This is a genomic window from Klebsiella sp. 141153 (assembly GCF_032601995.1).
Taxonomy (GTDB): Bacteria; Pseudomonadota; Gammaproteobacteria; order Enterobacterales; family Enterobacteriaceae; genus Klebsiella; species Klebsiella aerogenes.
On record NZ_JAQIRJ010000003.1, the window covers coordinates 546463 to 561889 of the forward strand.

Genomic DNA, 15427 nt, shown 5'->3' on the forward strand with positions numbered 1-15427 from the left:
TCACAGCTGCAGTAATAACATTTCCTTATACTTCAATGCTGAGTTTCAATTATCTTTGTCACAGCAAAAAATAGTTTTATTTCCTGCCATTAAGAACAGCAGCAGTCAAATGCTCTGCTATAAAAATACAATTCAGCACAGAAAGGTAATCTTAGGCTGCGGATATAGTGAGACAGATCACACTAGATTACGCATCCCTGAGAGTTTATATGCCTTTAAAAAAACAATAATACCCTTTAAAATCATAAAATTAACCACATCTTAGCACACTTTTGTATAAATAAGATTGCCATTTGACGTAAGTGTGGATTCTCGATAAGTTGGGAATCCGCTGGAAGCTTTCTGGATGAGCGCTCTGCTCATCATATTTATGCAGTAATTGAGATTCCCTCTTAATAGCAAGTCCTCAAACTTGTGTACCGATGCGAAAAGGATTTAAAGAGGGCGAATGCGAGGTAGGCAAAGATGCCCTTACCCCGTCGCCATGCTCTTGCTGTGCCTTGCGCGCAATCGATTAAGAGGGCATCCCGTAGAGCCTGGGGAGGTTCACTGATATGTTGTACGACAAATCCCTTGAGCGGGATAACTGTGGTTTCGGCCTGATCGCCCACATAGAAGGCGAACCTAGCCACAAGGTAGTGCGCACCGCTATACACGCACTGGCCCGAATGCAGCACCGCGGCGCGATCCTTGCCGATGGTAAAACCGGCGACGGTTGCGGCCTGCTGTTACAAAAACCCGATCGTTTCTTCCGGATTGTGGCGGAAGAACGCGGCTGGCGCTTAGCCAAAAACTACGCCGTCGGGATGCTGTTCCTGAATAAAGACCCCGAGCTGGCAAGCGCTGCGCGCCGTATCGTTGAAGAAGAGCTGCAACGCGAAACATTGTCTATCGTTGGCTGGCGCGATGTGCCGACTAACGAAGGCGTGCTCGGTGAAATCGCCCTCTCCTCGCTGCCTCGTATTGAACAAATTTTTGTTAACGCTCCGGCAGGCTGGCGCCCGCGCGATATGGAACGCCGTCTGTTCATCGCGCGCCGTCGCATTGAAAAGCGCCTGCAGGAAGACAAAGATTTCTACGTTTGTAGCCTGTCGAACCTGGTCAATATCTATAAAGGTCTGTGTATGCCGGCGGATTTGCCGCGCTTCTACCTGGACCTCGCGGACCTGCGCCTGGAATCCGCTATCTGTCTGTTCCACCAGCGCTTCTCCACCAATACCGTGCCTCGCTGGCCGCTGGCGCAGCCGTTCCGCTATCTGGCGCACAACGGTGAAATCAATACCATCACCGGTAACCGCCAGTGGGCCCGCGCCCGTACCTATAAATTCCAGACTCCGCTGATCCCCGATCTGCATGACGCCGCGCCGTTCGTCAATGAAACCGGCTCTGACTCAAGCTCGATGGATAATATGCTGGAATTGCTGCTGGCAGGCGGGATGGATATCGTCCGCGCGATGCGCCTGCTGGTACCGCCAGCCTGGCAGAATAACCCGGATATGGATCCGGAGCTGCGCGCGTTCTTCGACTTTAACTCCATGCATATGGAGCCGTGGGACGGCCCGGCGGGCATCGTCATGTCCGACGGTCGCTACGCCGCCTGTAACCTCGACCGTAACGGTCTGCGTCCGGCGCGCTACGTCATTACCAAAGATAAACTCATCACCTGCGCGTCTGAAGTCGGCATCTGGGACTATCAGCCGGATGAGGTGATGGAAAAAGGCCGCGTTGGGCCTGGCGAGCTGATGGTCATCGATACCCGCAGCGGGCGCATTCTGCACTCGGCGGAAACCGATAACGATCTGAAAAGCCGCCATCCGTACAAAGAGTGGATGGAGAAAAACGTCCGCCGTCTGGTGCCGTTCGAAGACCTGCCGGAAGAAGAAGTCGGCAGCCGTCAGTTGGATGACGACACGCTCGCCAGCTACCAGAAACAGTTTAACTACAGCGCCGAAGAGCTGGACTCCGTCCTGCGCGTCCTTGGGGAAAACGGCCAGGAAGCGGTCGGTTCGATGGGCGATGATACCCCATTCGCCGTGCTCTCCAGCCAGCCGCGTATCATTTACGATTATTTCCGCCAGCAGTTCGCCCAGGTGACAAACCCGCCTATCGATCCGCTGCGTGAAGCGCACGTGATGTCGCTGGCTACCAGTATTGGTCGCGAAATGAACGTCTTCTGCGAAGCGGAAGGCCAGGCGCACCGCCTGAGCTTCAAATCGCCGATCCTGCTGTACTCCGACTTTAAACAGCTGACCACCATGGAGGAGGAGCACTATCGCGCCGACACCCTGGACATTACCTTTGATGCCAACGAAACCACGCTGGCCGAGACGGTAAAAGCGCTGTGCGATAAAGCGGAACAGATGGTGCGTAACGGTACCGTATTGCTGGTACTGTCTGACCGCAACATCGCGAAAGATCGTCTGCCAGTGCCGGCGCCGATGGCCGTTGGCGCTATCCAGACGCGCCTCGTCGAAAAGAGCCTGCGCTGCGACGCTAACATCATCGTCGAAACCGCCAGCGCCCGCGATCCGCACCACTTCGCGGTGCTGCTGGGCTTTGGCGCGACGGCTATCTATCCTTATCTGGCTTACGAAACCCTGGCGAAGCTGGTGGATAGCAAAGCTATCGATAAAGAATACCGTGCGGTGATGCTGAACTACCGTAACGGCATCAACAAAGGCCTGTACAAAATCATGTCGAAGATGGGGATCTCGACCATCGCCTCCTACCGCTGCTCGAAGCTGTTCGAAGCGGTCGGCCTGCATCGCGACGTGGCCGACCTCTGCTTCCAGGGCGTAGTGAGCCGCATCGGCGGCGCCGGTTTCGACGACTTCCAGCAGGACCTGCTGAATCTGTCGAAGCGCGCATGGCTGGCGCGTAAACCGCTGGCTCAGGGCGGCTTGCTGAAATACGTCCACGGCGGCGAATATCACGCCTACAACCCGGACGTCGTTCGCACCCTGCAGCAGGCGGTTCAGAGCGGCGAATACCGTGATTATCAGGAATACGCGAAGCTGGTTAATGAACGCCCGGCGGCCACGCTGCGCGATCTGCTGGCGCTCAACCCAGGCGATGAAGCCGTAAGCATCAATGAGGTGGAATCAGCGAAAGAGCTGTTTAAACGCTTCGATACCGCGGCCATGTCGATCGGCGCACTGAGCCCGGAAGCGCACGAATCACTGGCGGAAGCGATGAACAGCATCGGCGGCTTCTCCAACTCCGGTGAAGGCGGTGAAGACCCGGCGCGCTACGGCACCAACAAAGTCTCGCGCATTAAGCAGGTGGCTTCCGGTCGTTTCGGCGTTACTCCAGCCTACCTGGTGAATGCCGACGTGATCCAGATTAAAGTCGCCCAGGGCGCGAAACCCGGTGAAGGCGGACAGTTGCCGGGTGACAAAGTGACGCCTTATATCGCCAAACTGCGTTATTCGGTACCGGGCGTGACGCTGATCTCCCCGCCGCCGCACCACGATATTTACTCTATCGAGGATCTGGCACAGCTGATTTTCGACCTCAAGCAGGTCAATCCGAAGGCGATGATTTCCGTCAAACTGGTTTCCGAACCGGGTGTCGGCACCATCGCCACCGGCGTGGCGAAAGCCTACGCAGACCTTATCACTATCGCCGGTTACGATGGCGGTACCGGGGCGAGCCCGCTCTCATCGGTGAAATATGCCGGCTGTCCGTGGGAACTTGGCCTGGTGGAAACCCAGCAGGCGCTGGTCGCCAACGGCCTGCGTCATAAAATTCGCCTGCAGGTAGACGGCGGCCTGAAAACCGGCCTCGATATCATCAAAGCGGCGATCCTTGGCGCGGAAAGCTTCGGCTTCGGCACCGGCCCGATGGTCGCGCTGGGCTGTAAATACCTGCGTATCTGTCACCTGAACAACTGCGCCACCGGCGTAGCGACCCAGGACGACAAACTGCGTAAGAACCACTACCACGGCCTGCCGTTCAAAGTGACCAATTACTTTGAATTCATCGCCCGCGAAACCCGCGAGCTGATGGCGCAGCTGGGCGTGAAGCGTCTGGTGGACCTGATCGGCCGTACCGACCTGCTGAAAGAACTGGAAGGCTTTACGGCGAAACAGCAGAAACTGGAGCTCGGCAAACTGCTGGAAACCGCTGAGCCGCTGCCGGGCAAGGCGCTGTACTGCACCGAGAGCAACCCGCCGTTCGATAACGGCGTGCTCAACGCGCAGCTGCTGCAGCAGGCGAAGCCGTATGTGGATAACAAACAGAGCAAAACGTTCTGGTTCGATATTCGTAACACCGACCGTTCCGTTGGGGCGTCATTGTCCGGCTATATCGCCCAGACTCATGGCGACCAGGGGCTGGCCGCCGACCCGATTACCGCCCACTTTAGCGGTACCGCGGGCCAGAGCTTCGGCGTCTGGAACGCCGGCGGCGTTGAGCTGCACCTGACCGGCGACGCCAACGACTACGTGGGTAAAGGCATGGCGGGCGGTCTGCTGTCGATTCGTCCTCCGGTCGGCTCCGCCTTCCGCAGCCATGAAGCAAGCATCATTGGCAACACCTGTCTGTATGGCGCGACCGGCGGTCGTCTGTACGCGGCAGGACGCGCGGGCGAACGCTTTGCGGTACGTAACTCCGGCGCCATCACCGTGGTGGAAGGCATCGGCGACAACGGCTGTGAATACATGACCGGCGGGATCGTCTGTATCCTGGGTAAAACCGGCGTGAACTTCGGCGCAGGTATGACCGGCGGCTTTGCTTACGTCCTGGATGAGGATGGCGACTTCCGTAAACGCGTTAACCCTGAACTGGTGGAAGTTCTGGACGTGGACACGCTGGCTATCCATGAGGAACACCTGCGCGGCTTAATTACCGAACACGTCCAGCTTACCGGTTCGCAGCGCGGCGAAGAGATCCTCGCCAACTGGCCGGCCTTCGCGGCGAAGTTTGCGCTGGTTAAACCGAAGTCCAGCGATGTTAAAGCACTGTTGGGTCACCGTAGTCGTTCCGCAGCTGAGCTGCGGGTGCAGGCGCAGTAAGGGGTTAAGATGAGTCAGAACGTATACCAATTTATCGACCTGCAGCGTGTTGATCCGCCAAAGAAACCGCTGAAGATCCGTAAAATTGAGTTTGTAGAAATTTACGAGCCGTTTTCAGAAGGCCAGGCCAAGGCGCAGGCGGATCGCTGCCTCTCCTGCGGCAACCCGTACTGCGAATGGAAATGTCCGGTGCACAATTACATCCCGAATTGGCTGAAGCTGGCCAACGAGGGGCGTATTTTTGAAGCGGCGGAGCTGTCGCATCAGACCAACACCCTGCCGGAAGTCTGCGGACGTGTCTGCCCGCAGGACCGCCTGTGCGAAGGTTCCTGCACCCTGAACGATGAGTTCGGCGCGGTGACCATCGGCAACATTGAACGCTATATCAACGATAAAGCGTTTGAGATGGGCTGGCGCCCGGACTTGTCCGGCGTGAAGCAAACCGGTAAAACCGTCGCCATCATCGGCGCCGGTCCGGCAGGGCTGGCCTGCGCCGATGTGCTGACCCGCAACGGCGTGAAGGCGATCGTCTTCGATCGTCATCCGGAAATCGGCGGCCTGCTGACCTTCGGCATCCCGGCGTTCAAGCTGGAAAAAGAGGTGATGACCCGCCGCCGTGAGATCTTCACCGGCATGGGGATTGAGTTCCGGCTCAATACCGAAGTGGGTCGTGACGTCCAGCTCGACGATCTGCTGAAAGAGTACGATGCGGTATTTCTGGGCGTGGGCACCTACCAGTCCATGCGCGGCGGGCTGGAAAACGAAGATGCCAACGGCGTGTATGACGCTCTGCCGTTCCTTATCGCCAACACCAAACAGATCATGGGCTTTGGCGAAACGGCACACGAACCTTTCGTCAGTATGGAAGGCAAACGCGTGGTGGTTCTCGGCGGCGGCGACACCGCGATGGACTGCGTGCGGACCTCGGTTCGTCAGGGGGCGGCGCACGTTATTTGCGCCTATCGCCGTGACGAAGAAAACATGCCGGGCTCCAAACGCGAAGTGAAAAACGCGCGTGAAGAGGGTGTCGAATTCCAGTTCAACGTCCAGCCGCTGGGCGTGGAAGTGAATGCCAACGGCAAAGTGTGCGGCGTGAAAATGGCGCGCACCGAAATGGGCCAGCCGGATGCGAAAGGCCGCCGTCGCGCGGAAATCGTCGCCGGTTCCGAGCACGTGGTGCCGGCAGACGCGGTGGTGATGGCGTTTGGTTTCCGTCCGCACAGCATGGAATGGCTGGCGAAGCATAGCGTCGAGCTGGACTCTCAGGGCCGCATCATCGCCCCGGAAGGCAGCGACAACGCGTTCCAGACCAGCAACCCGAAAATCTTTGCCGGCGGCGATATCGTTCGCGGTTCGGACCTGGTGGTAACGGCGATTGCCGAAGGCCGCAAAGCGGCAGACGGTATCCTCAACTATCTTGAAGTCTGATTAGATTCTGAGTCGCAACGCATAAAAGCCCGATGGTTAACGCCATCGGGCTTTTTTATGCTTCATCGATTAGAAACGGCTTTTTTCAACGCCGTATTATACCATCCACAGATATGCTCTAAGCGGGTTATCGCTGACCCGACGGTGACGGCCCACGCGCCGTGGCGCATCGCCTCAGCCGCCTGCGCTGGCGTATTATACCGCCCCTCGGCGATTACCCTGCAGCCCGCGGCGCTGAGGCTTTTCACCAGCGCCAGGTCGGGCTCATCCGGCGTCTCTTCTGCGGTATAGCCTGAAAGAGTGGTGCCGACGATTTCTGCGCCCAGCTGCCAGCACTGCAGGGCATCGGCCTGAGACGAACAATCCGCCATCGCCACTTTTCCCTGATGATGAATTTCCGCCAATAGCGCCGATACCGGTACCGGACGCTGACGCTGCGTACCGTCAATGGCAATAATATCCGCCCCGCCCTGCGCCAGCGCGACGATATCCTCCACCCACGGGGTGATACGCACCGGGCTTTCATGCAGATCGCGCTTTATCAGGCCGATAATGGGCACCGTCACTAACGGACGAACGGCCTGCAGGTTGTTCAGACCTTCAATACGCAGCGCCACGGCCCCCGCCTGCTCTGCCGCCAGCGCCATCGCGGCGACAATCTGCGGGTTATCAAGCGGGCTGCCGGGTACCGGCTGGCAGGAGACAATTAATCCGCCATGATGGCGTATGCGCGAATTTAGTTGGGCAAATAAAGACATTCCTGCTCCCCGAACGGATACGTGTAGCGTAAACAGTACCAGTGGCGAGACGCGTGATGTGTGGCGGGGTTAACAAAGCAAGCAGGCAAAAAAACAGGCCCCGGAGGGCCTGTCAGGCATTACTTCACAACGCGCAGCGCCGGACGACCACCGCGCGGCGGCGGTGGCGTGTCGTCAGGATCGTCATCGTGATTATCCGGCTTATCGCCATCAATCACCGACATCACCGTTTCGTTTTCGCTCTCAGGCGCGACGTCATCATCGTTGAGGCTGCTGACATCTTCGTCATAGGCCGCTTCAGGTTCAAACATCGTTCCTGCGCCGTTCTCACGGGCATAGATTGCGAGTACCGCAGCCAGCGGCACGGAAACGTTGCGCGGTACGCCGCCGAAGCGGGCGTTAAAGCGCACTTCGTCATTCGCCAGTTCCAGATTGCCCACCGCACGCGGCGCAATGTTCAGAACGATTTGGCCGTCGCGAGCGTACTCCATCGGCACGAGAACGCCTGGCAGCGTCACATCGACGACCAGGTGCGGAGTCAGCTGGTTATCCAGCAGCCACTCATAGAACGCCCGCAGCAGGTACGGGCGACGCGGCGTCAGCTGTGATACATCCATTATTTAGCCCCGGCCGAGGCGCATTTCACGCTCGGCTTCAGTTAAAGAAGCGAGGAAAGAATCACGTTCGAAGACGCGAGTCATATAGCCCTTAAGCTCTTTCGCGCCAGCACCCACCAGTTCTACGCCGAGAACCGGCAAACGCCACAGCAGCGGAGCCAGGTAGCAATCGACCAGGCTGAACTCATCGCTCAGGAAGTAAGGCTTCTGAGTAAAGACCGGCGCAATCGCCTGCAGTTCTTCACGCAGCTGCTTACGAGCGGCATCAGCCTGGGCCGCGGTACCGGTCTGGATGGTATTCATCAGCGAATACCAGTCTTTCTCGATACGTTGCATGTACAGACGGCTTTCACCACGCGCCACCGGGTAAACCGGCATTAGCGGCGGATGCGGGAAACGCTCATCCAGGTATTCCATAATGATGCGGGATTCCCACAGAGTGAGCTCACGATCCACCAGCGTCGGGACGCTTTGATTCGGGTTGAGGTCAATCAGATCCTGAGGCGGGTTATCCTTCTCCACGTGCTCTATCTCAAAACTGACACCTTTTTCGGCCAGCACGATGCGGACCTGATGGCTATAGATGTCAGTAGGACCAGAAAACAGCGTCATTACCGAACGTTTGTTGGCAGCGACAGCCATGAAAACCTCCAGGTATATTCAGAATTTTTACTGCTGCCGACCACGCATGGCCAGCCAGATGTATAAACCCCATTCGCACGGCGACGATATGTTCATTGATTAACTAAAAAATGAACAACCACCAGCATTTGGGCAGAAAATTGGATGATAGTTTACCAGATTTTGCGGACGTTGTGGTGAGGGTATTCTGGAAATGCTGAAAAAGTGGTAAGAACAGACCATTTCTTTGTGGATAACAGCCGTTTTATCCATAAAAAAACCCGCCGGAGCGGGTTTTTTCGCAAATTGTTCTGCGTGAGCAGAAAACAATTAACGTTTGGAGAACTGCGGACGACGACGTGCTTTACGCAGACCGACTTTCTTACGTTCAACCTGACGAGCGTCACGAGTAACGAAGCCAGCTTTACGCAGTTCAGAACGCAGGGACTCGTCGTACTCCATCAGAGCGCGGGTGATACCGTGACGGATCGCACCAGCCTGACCAGAGATACCACCACCTTTAACAGTGATGTACAGATCCAGTTTCTCAACCATGTCGACCAGTTCCAGCGGCTGACGAACTACCATGCGGGCAGTTTCACGACCGAAGTACTGTTCCAGCGAACGCTGGTTGATTACGATTTTGCCGTTGCCCGGTTTGATGAAAACGCGAGCTGCGGAACTTTTGCGGCGACCAGTGCCGTAGTATTGATTTTCAGCCATTGCCTATAATCCCGATTAGATGTCAAGAACTTGCGGTTGCTGTGCCGCGTGGTTGTGCTCGTTACCAGCGTAAACTTTCAGTTTACGGTACATAGCACGACCCAGCGGGCCTTTTGGCAGCATGCCTTTAACCGCGATTTCAATCACACGCTCAGGACGGCGGGCAATCATCTCTTCAAAGGTCGCTTCTTTGATACCACCGATGTGGCCGGTGTGGTGGTAGTACATTTTGTCTTCGCGCTTGTTGCCGGTTACAGCAACTTTTTCTGCGTTCAGAACGATGATGTAATCACCAGTATCAACGTGCGGAGTGTATTCCGCTTTGTGCTTACCGCGCAGGCGACGAGCCAGTTCAGTAGCCAGACGGCCCAGAGTTTTACCGGTCGCGTCAACAACATACCAGTCGCGTTTTACGGTTTCTGGTTTAGCTGTAAAAGTTTTCATTAAAAGCTTACCCAAATAAATAAGTTACACGTTGGTGAACACCCAAACGTTTAGTCAGTTGAGGTTCACACGACAAAGTCCGGCAAACCTACCCCTTCGAATAGCCTATGCCAGCACATAGAAGATTTCGGGAAAAAAAACCTTCTCGTAACGTGGGGTCGCAAGATTATAGAGAAGTAGGGGCCAAAGATCGACCCCTTTATGTGATTTGCAGCAGGTTTTTCTCAACCTGAGAAGAAGGCTGGATTCAGGGCATGTGCGGCTGCTTCAGATACTCTTCGCTTTGCATTTCCTGCAGGCGCGATAAACAGCGCTGGAACTCAAACTTCAGGCGTTCGCCCTGATAGATCTCATACAGCGGTACCGCCGCGCTGACCACCAGCTTCACATGGCGTTCGTAGAATTCATCCACCAGCGCGATAAAGCGCCGCGCTTCGCTCTCGAGCTGCGTCGTCATCACCGGCACATCGTACAACATCACGGTATGGAACAGGCGTGACAGCGCGATGTAATCGTGCTGGCTGCGCGCATCTACGCACAGCGTGTCGAACGACGCTGCCAGGGTCTGGTTTTCCACGCCCAACGTCGGCAGCGGCCGGTGGTTAATTTCCAGCGTCGGCATCTGCTCGCGTTTGCCCCCCGCCAGCGCCAGCCAGAGTTTATCCATTTGCTGGCTGGTCTCGGCATTGAGCGGCGACAGCCACAGATGCGCCTGGGTTAAAGTGCGCAGGCGGTAATCAATCCCCGCATCGACGTTCATAATGTCGCAATGCTGTTTGATGGCGTCTATCGCCGGCAGGAAACGCGCGCGTTGCAGACCATTGCGGTAGAGTTCGTCCGGCGGGATGTTCGAGGTAGCGACCAGCGTAATCCCCCGCGAGAACAGCGCTTTCATTAAGCCGCCGAGCAGCATGGCATCGGTGATGTCGGAGACAAAAAACTCGTCGAAGCACAACACATCGGTTTGCGCTTTAAAGCGGTCGGCAACGATTTCCAGCGGGTCGCTATGCCCCTGCAGGGTGGTTAACTCTTCGTGCACGCGCAGCATAAAGCGATGGAAATGCAGGCGCTGTTTACGCTCGCCCGGCAGGCTTTGATAGAACATATCCATCAGCCAGGTTTTGCCGCGCCCCACGCCGCCCCACATATACAGGCCGCGTACAGCGGTCGCTTCCGCCGCCGGCTCGCGCTTGCCGAGTAGTTTGCTGAATTTCGCCCGCAGACCGCCGCCCGCGGGCGCTGCGGCTACAGGTTTATCCTGCAGTTCACGATAGATGGTATCGAGTCGGCTGACCGCTTCTCGTTGGACATCGTCTGGTTGATGGCTGCCCTCTTTGAGAGCTAAAAGGTAACGCGATGTTGGGGACAGGCTTTGCATGATCTTATTGTTATTCCTTGAAAACCGTGGCGCCGTAGCGCACGATTGACGAAAAAAAGGCGGTTCTACAGTACGCGATGATACGCCAGGATTCCACTTCTGTGGAATTAGCGGTTATAGTGGCACTATCGGGCGCAGGCGGAGAGCCTAACAGCCACCCTACGGAACCACAAAACAACGGGAGATGTTCATGACCTGGGAATACGCGCTAATTGGATTAGTCGTCGGTATCATCATCGGTGCCGTCGCCATGCGTTTTGGTAACCGCAAATTGCGTCAGCAACAAGCGCTGCAGTTCGAACTGGAAAAGAATAAAGCAGAGCTTGAAGAGTATCGCGAAGAGCTGGTCAGCCATTTTGCGCGCAGCGCAGAACTGCTGGACAACATGGCGGATGACTACCGTCAGCTGTATCAGCACATGGCAAAAAGCTCCAGCAGCCTGCTGCCGGACGCTATGGCGGACGCCAATCCGTTCCGCAATCGCCTGGCGGAGTCCGAAGCCAGCAACGATCAGGCGCCGGTACAGATGCCGCGCGACTACTCTGAAGGCGCCTCCGGCCTGCTGCGCGGTGGCGCGAAACGCGACTGATCCCGCTGTCTGCGTAAAAATATTTACCGGGCGCGCCTTCCGCGCCCGTCTTCCCCCTGCATCCCAGCTACAATTTAAGCACGGACCGCATTGTTAGCCGGTCGAAAATTCAATAACATCAAATCATTCGGACGTTTTTTCCATACACCTCAGGTTACGAGAGCCAGCATCTAATGAAGAAACAGACTTTGCTGTTGAGTGCGTTAGCGTTAAGCATTGGATTATCGTTGTCGGTCCTGCCTCCGGCGGCGGCATCACTGCCGACCCAGGTTCCAGGCCAGGGCGCGCTGCCGAGCCTCGCGCCGATGCTGGAAAAAGTATTGCCTGCGGTGGTGAGCGTGCAGGTAGAAGGCACCGCCTCGCCGGTGCAGAATATGCCGGAAGAGCTGAAAAAATACTTCGGCGACAACGCGCCGCAAGAGCAGGCGCAGCCGTTTGAAGGACTCGGTTCAGGGGTGATTATCGACGCCGCCAAAGGCTACGTACTGACCAACAACCACGTAATAAGCCAGGCGCAGAAAATCAGCATTCAGTTGAACGATGGCCGCGAGTTCGATGCCAAACTGGTAGGCAGCGACGAACAGAGCGATATCGCTCTGCTGCAGGTTTTAAAACCCAGCAATTTAACGCAAATCGCCATCGCGGATTCCGACAAACTGCGCGTCGGCGATTTCGCCGTTGCCGTCGGCAACCCCTTCGGCCTCGGCCAAACCGCCACTTCCGGCATTATCTCCGCGCTGGGCCGTAGCGGCCTTAATCTCGAAGGGCTGGAAAACTTTATTCAAACCGATGCCTCAATTAACCGCGGCAACTCCGGCGGCGCGCTGCTGAATCTCAACGGCGAGCTTATCGGCATTAATACCGCCATTCTGGCGCCGGGCGGCGGCAGCATCGGCATCGGCTTCGCCATCCCGAGCAACATGGCGAAGACCCTCGCCGATCAGCTTATTCAATACGGCGAAATCAAACGCGGCCTGCTGGGTATTAAAGGCATGGAAATGAGCGCGGATATCGCTAAGGCGATGAATATCAACGCTCAGCGCGGCGCCTTCGTAAGCGAAGTTCTGGCCAATTCAGGCTCCGCAAAAGCAGGGATTAAATCCGGCGACGTTATCGTCAGCATGAACGGCAAACCGCTAAGCAGCTTCGCCGAGCTGCGTTCGCGTATCGCCACCACCGCCCCTGGCACTAAAGTAAAACTGGGGCTACTGCGCGACGGCAAACCGTTGGACGTCGAAGTCACGCTGGATAAGAGCACTTCTTCCACCGCCAGCGCCGATCTGATTATCCCGGCCCTGCAGGGAGCGGCGCTAAGCGATGGCCAGCTGAAAGACGGCACTAAGGGCGTGACTATCGATAGCGTCGATAAAGGCAGCGCGGCGGCACAGGTTGGCTTGCATAAAGACGATCTGATTATCGGCCTCAACCGCCAGCGCGTGCGTTCCATCGCCGAGCTACGTAAAGTGCTGGAAACCAAACCGGCCGTCATCGCGCTGAATGTGCTGCGCGGTAACGAAAGCATTTATCTGCTGCTACGCTGACGGCTGCTTCCGGACATCGCGCGTCGTGCGATGTCCGGATAAGTCATGCTATGCTGCGCCTGCCCATTAATTAACGATATTCGCATCATGCCAGGAAAGCTTTTACGTTCAGTCCTTATCGGTTTAATCGTCGGCGGCATCCTGCTGGCGGCGATGCCTTCGCTGCGCCAGTGGCAGCTCTCATCGGCGACGCCGAGCGATACCGCTGACGAATCGCCCGCCAGCTATAATGCTGCGGTAAGACGCGCCGCGCCGGCGGTGGTCAACGTCTATAACCGCGCGCTGAACAGCACCAGCCATAACCAGCTGACGCTTGGCTCCGGCGTTATCATGGACCAACGCGGATATATCCTCACCAACAAGCACGTCATCAACGATGCTGACCAGATAATCATTGCGCTGCAGGATGGACGGGTATTCGAAGCCCTGTTAGTCGGTTCCGATACCCTGACCGACCTGGCGGTGCTCAAAATAAACGCCAGCGGCGGCCTGCCGGTCATCCCGATTAACCCGAAACGCGTTCCGCATATCGGCGATGTAGTACTGGCGATAGGCAACCCATATAACCTCGGACAAACCATCACCCAGGGCATCATCAGCGCGACCGGTCGTATCGGCCTGAACCCTACCGGGCGGCAGAATTTCCTGCAAACCGATGCCTCTATCAACCACGGCAACTCCGGCGGCGCGCTGGTCAACTCGCTGGGTGAATTGATGGGTATTAACACCCTGTCGTTTGATAAGAGCAATGACGGCGAAACGCCGGAAGGGATCGGCTTTGCCATCCCGTTCCAGCTGGCGACCAAGATCATGGATAAACTGATCCGCGATGGTCGGGTGATCCGCGGTTACATCGGGATCAGCGGCCGCGAGATCGCGCCAATGCATGCGCAGAGCGGCGGCATGGATCAGATCCAGGGGATCGTCGTGAATGACGTCGCCCCGGATGGCCCGGCGGCGCAGGCTGGGATCCGCGCCAATGACGTGATCATCTCGGTGAACGATAAACCAGCAGTTTCGGCGCTGGAAACCATGGACCAGGTTGCGGAAATTCGCCCGGGTTCAGAAATCCCGGTGGTCATCATGCGCGATGATAAGAAAATCACCCTGCACGTGGCGGTACAGGAATACCCGGCGACAAATTAACGCTTAGCGCTCCTTTACCGGGAGCGCGATTAATCAGCAAACAGCGGTCCGGCCGGGAATCTGGCCAGAAACCCGGTCACCGCCAGTAACGACCACAACGATGGCCAGCGGATCTGCCGCTCCCGCAGTTCATCATCCAGCGTCAGTAACGCGAACTCCCCTCTCTCGCCGAGAACCCCGCCCTGCCACAGCAGCCGTTGCGCCTGCTGCCGCGCCCACGGCGATTCACTCCTCCAGGCCAGCAAATGCAGCAGCGACTGCTGTAAACAAACGCTGTGCGCATGGTTGTCCCGCAGCAATCGTCGATACACCGGCAGCGAGATACTGCGTACGCTGTAGAAACCGCTGCGCGATTCACTATCAGCCTGCGCTACGCTGGCGCACATCTTTCCGGCCAGATCGCATAAACGATTATGCGTCAGCGGCTGACGCAGCGCATCCAGATGCCCGGCGGCGGCGCAAAGCAGGCCGCTCCTTTGCCGCTCCTGCGTCAGCGAATCAAGCAACGCCGCTACCGTTTCAGCCTCCCCGCTCTGCGCATGCTGTATACCGGCGTCATAACAACAGACAAAGAAATCATGGCTGCCACGGCCGACTGGCGGGTGCGCCAGCAGATTCAGCGCCGGATGCAGTTGTTCAAGCTCCTCCAGCGACGCCAGGGCGTCATCAACGACCCCCTCTTTTGCCGACGACCGGCTGGCAGGATGTAATACTAGCGTTTCATTCATCAAAGCCTCCTCAGGAAAAATTCCCGGCTCGCGCGGCGCCCGGCCGGGCTACGGGGTCATCGGTCGCCCGGATTAGGCGCAAGCCGCTATCCGGGAACCTCTCCCCGGTGGCGCTGCGCTTACCGGGGTTACAAACCGGAGCGGACGGGTAGCCCGGATAAGGCGTAAGCCGCCATCCGGCAACCTCTCCCCGGTGGCGCTGGCTTACCGGGGCTACAAACCGGAGCGGACGGGTAGCCCGGATAAGGCGCCAGCCGCTATCCGGGAACCTCTCCCCGGTGGCGCTGGCTTACCGGGGCTACAAACCGGAGCGGACCGGTCGCCCGGATAAGGCGCCAGCCGCCATCCGGGAACCTCTCCCCGGTGGCGCTGCGCTTACCGGGGTTACAAACCGGAGCGGACGGGTAGCCCGGATAAGGCGTAAGCCGCCATCCGGCAA

12 protein-coding genes are annotated in these 15427 nt (G+C 57.3%); 5 read left to right on the top strand and 7 right to left on the bottom strand.

Annotation, left to right across the window (positions count from 1 at the left end):
* Positions 1 to 554 precede the first annotated feature (554 nt).
* Together gltB and gltD are read left to right on the top strand one after the other, a co-directional pair.
* A complete protein-coding gene (gene gltB / locus PGS10_RS08485) occupies positions 555 to 5015 on the top strand; it encodes a glutamate synthase large subunit (RefSeq protein WP_072048007.1) in 4461 nt (1486 codons plus the stop codon).
* Between the two features lie 9 nt (positions 5016 to 5024).
* Complete coding sequence (gene gltD / locus PGS10_RS08490; RefSeq protein WP_015369485.1) at positions 5025 to 6443, top strand: glutamate synthase subunit GltD; 1419 nt, start codon at positions 5025 to 5027, stop codon at positions 6441 to 6443.
* 62 nt (positions 6444 to 6505) lie between these two features.
* On the opposite strand, the gene PGS10_RS08495 is transcribed toward gltD, so the two are convergent.
* From PGS10_RS08495 to zapE, 6 genes are all read right to left on the bottom strand, one after another.
* Entirely contained in the window at positions 6506 to 7201 is a 696-nt protein-coding gene (locus tag PGS10_RS08495) for an N-acetylmannosamine-6-phosphate 2-epimerase (protein WP_316422721.1), read from the bottom strand.
* A gap of 119 nt (positions 7202 to 7320) precedes the next feature.
* Positions 7321 to 7818, bottom strand: a complete 498-nt coding sequence (sspB, locus tag PGS10_RS08500) for a ClpXP protease specificity-enhancing factor (RefSeq protein WP_045394985.1) — start codon at positions 7816 to 7818, stop codon at positions 7321 to 7323.
* 3 nt (positions 7819 to 7821) lie between these two features.
* A complete protein-coding gene (gene sspA, locus PGS10_RS08505; RefSeq protein WP_015369483.1) occupies positions 7822 to 8460 on the bottom strand; it encodes a stringent starvation protein SspA in 639 nt (212 codons plus the stop codon).
* Between the two features lie 309 nt (positions 8461 to 8769).
* Positions 8770 to 9162: a 30S ribosomal protein S9 gene (rpsI, locus tag PGS10_RS08510; protein ID WP_000829818.1), complete on the bottom strand. Its 393-nt coding sequence runs from the start codon at positions 9160 to 9162 to the stop codon at positions 8770 to 8772.
* A 15-nt stretch (positions 9163 to 9177) separates the two neighbouring features.
* Complete coding sequence (gene rplM, locus PGS10_RS08515; protein ID WP_002918559.1) at positions 9178 to 9606, bottom strand: 50S ribosomal protein L13; 429 nt, start codon at positions 9604 to 9606, stop codon at positions 9178 to 9180.
* A 247-nt stretch (positions 9607 to 9853) separates the two neighbouring features.
* Complete coding sequence (zapE, locus tag PGS10_RS08520) at positions 9854 to 10984, bottom strand: cell division protein ZapE (RefSeq protein WP_045394987.1); 1131 nt, start codon at positions 10982 to 10984, stop codon at positions 9854 to 9856.
* A gap of 190 nt (positions 10985 to 11174) precedes the next feature.
* Between zapE and zapG the strand changes: the two genes are divergently transcribed.
* The 3 genes from zapG (at position 11175) to degS (ending at position 14260) form a co-directional block, all read left to right on the top strand.
* Positions 11175 to 11573, top strand: a complete 399-nt coding sequence (gene zapG / locus PGS10_RS08525; protein ID WP_015369480.1) for a Z-ring associated protein ZapG — start codon at positions 11175 to 11177, stop codon at positions 11571 to 11573.
* A gap of 173 nt (positions 11574 to 11746) precedes the next feature.
* Positions 11747 to 13114 (top strand): serine endoprotease DegQ, encoded by a 1368-nt coding sequence (degQ, locus tag PGS10_RS08530; protein ID WP_063447634.1) that lies wholly within the window; start codon positions 11747 to 11749, stop codon positions 13112 to 13114.
* Positions 13115 to 13201: 87 nt separating this feature from the next.
* Positions 13202 to 14260: an outer membrane-stress sensor serine endopeptidase DegS gene (degS, locus tag PGS10_RS08535; protein ID WP_015703614.1), complete on the top strand. Its 1059-nt coding sequence runs from the start codon at positions 13202 to 13204 to the stop codon at positions 14258 to 14260.
* 29 nt (positions 14261 to 14289) lie between these two features.
* On the opposite strand, the gene PGS10_RS08540 is transcribed toward degS, so the two are convergent.
* Positions 14290 to 14988 (bottom strand): membrane protein associated with oxaloacetate decarboxylase, encoded by a 699-nt coding sequence (locus PGS10_RS08540; protein WP_047047543.1) that lies wholly within the window; start codon positions 14986 to 14988, stop codon positions 14290 to 14292.
* Between the last annotated feature and the right edge of the window lie 439 nt (positions 14989 to 15427).

Bases quoted from the DNA above. Each gene is read 5' to 3' on its own strand.
- gltB (WP_072048007.1), top strand. From the start codon at position 555: ATGTTGTACGACAAATCCCTTGAGCGGGATAACTGTGGTTTCGGCCTG.
- gltD (WP_015369485.1), top strand. From the start codon at position 5,025: ATGAGTCAGAACGTATACCAATTTATCGACCTGCAGCGTGTTGATCCG.
- PGS10_RS08495 (WP_316422721.1), bottom strand. From the start codon at position 7,201: ATGTCTTTATTTGCCCAACTAAATTCGCGCATACGCCATCATGGCGGA.
- sspB (WP_045394985.1), bottom strand. From the start codon at position 7,818: ATGGATGTATCACAGCTGACGCCGCGTCGCCCGTACCTGCTGCGGGCG.
- sspA (WP_015369483.1), bottom strand. From the start codon at position 8,460: ATGGCTGTCGCTGCCAACAAACGTTCGGTAATGACGCTGTTTTCTGGT.
- rpsI (WP_000829818.1), bottom strand. From the start codon at position 9,162: ATGGCTGAAAATCAATACTACGGCACTGGTCGCCGCAAAAGTTCCGCA.
- rplM (WP_002918559.1), bottom strand. From the start codon at position 9,606: ATGAAAACTTTTACAGCTAAACCAGAAACCGTAAAACGCGACTGGTAT.
- zapE (WP_045394987.1), bottom strand. From the start codon at position 10,984: ATGCAAAGCCTGTCCCCAACATCGCGTTACCTTTTAGCTCTCAAAGAG.
- zapG (WP_015369480.1), top strand. From the start codon at position 11,175: ATGACCTGGGAATACGCGCTAATTGGATTAGTCGTCGGTATCATCATC.
- degQ (WP_063447634.1), top strand. From the start codon at position 11,747: ATGAAGAAACAGACTTTGCTGTTGAGTGCGTTAGCGTTAAGCATTGGA.
- degS (WP_015703614.1), top strand. From the start codon at position 13,202: ATGCCAGGAAAGCTTTTACGTTCAGTCCTTATCGGTTTAATCGTCGGC.
- PGS10_RS08540 (WP_047047543.1), bottom strand. From the start codon at position 14,988: ATGAATGAAACGCTAGTATTACATCCTGCCAGCCGGTCGTCGGCAAAA.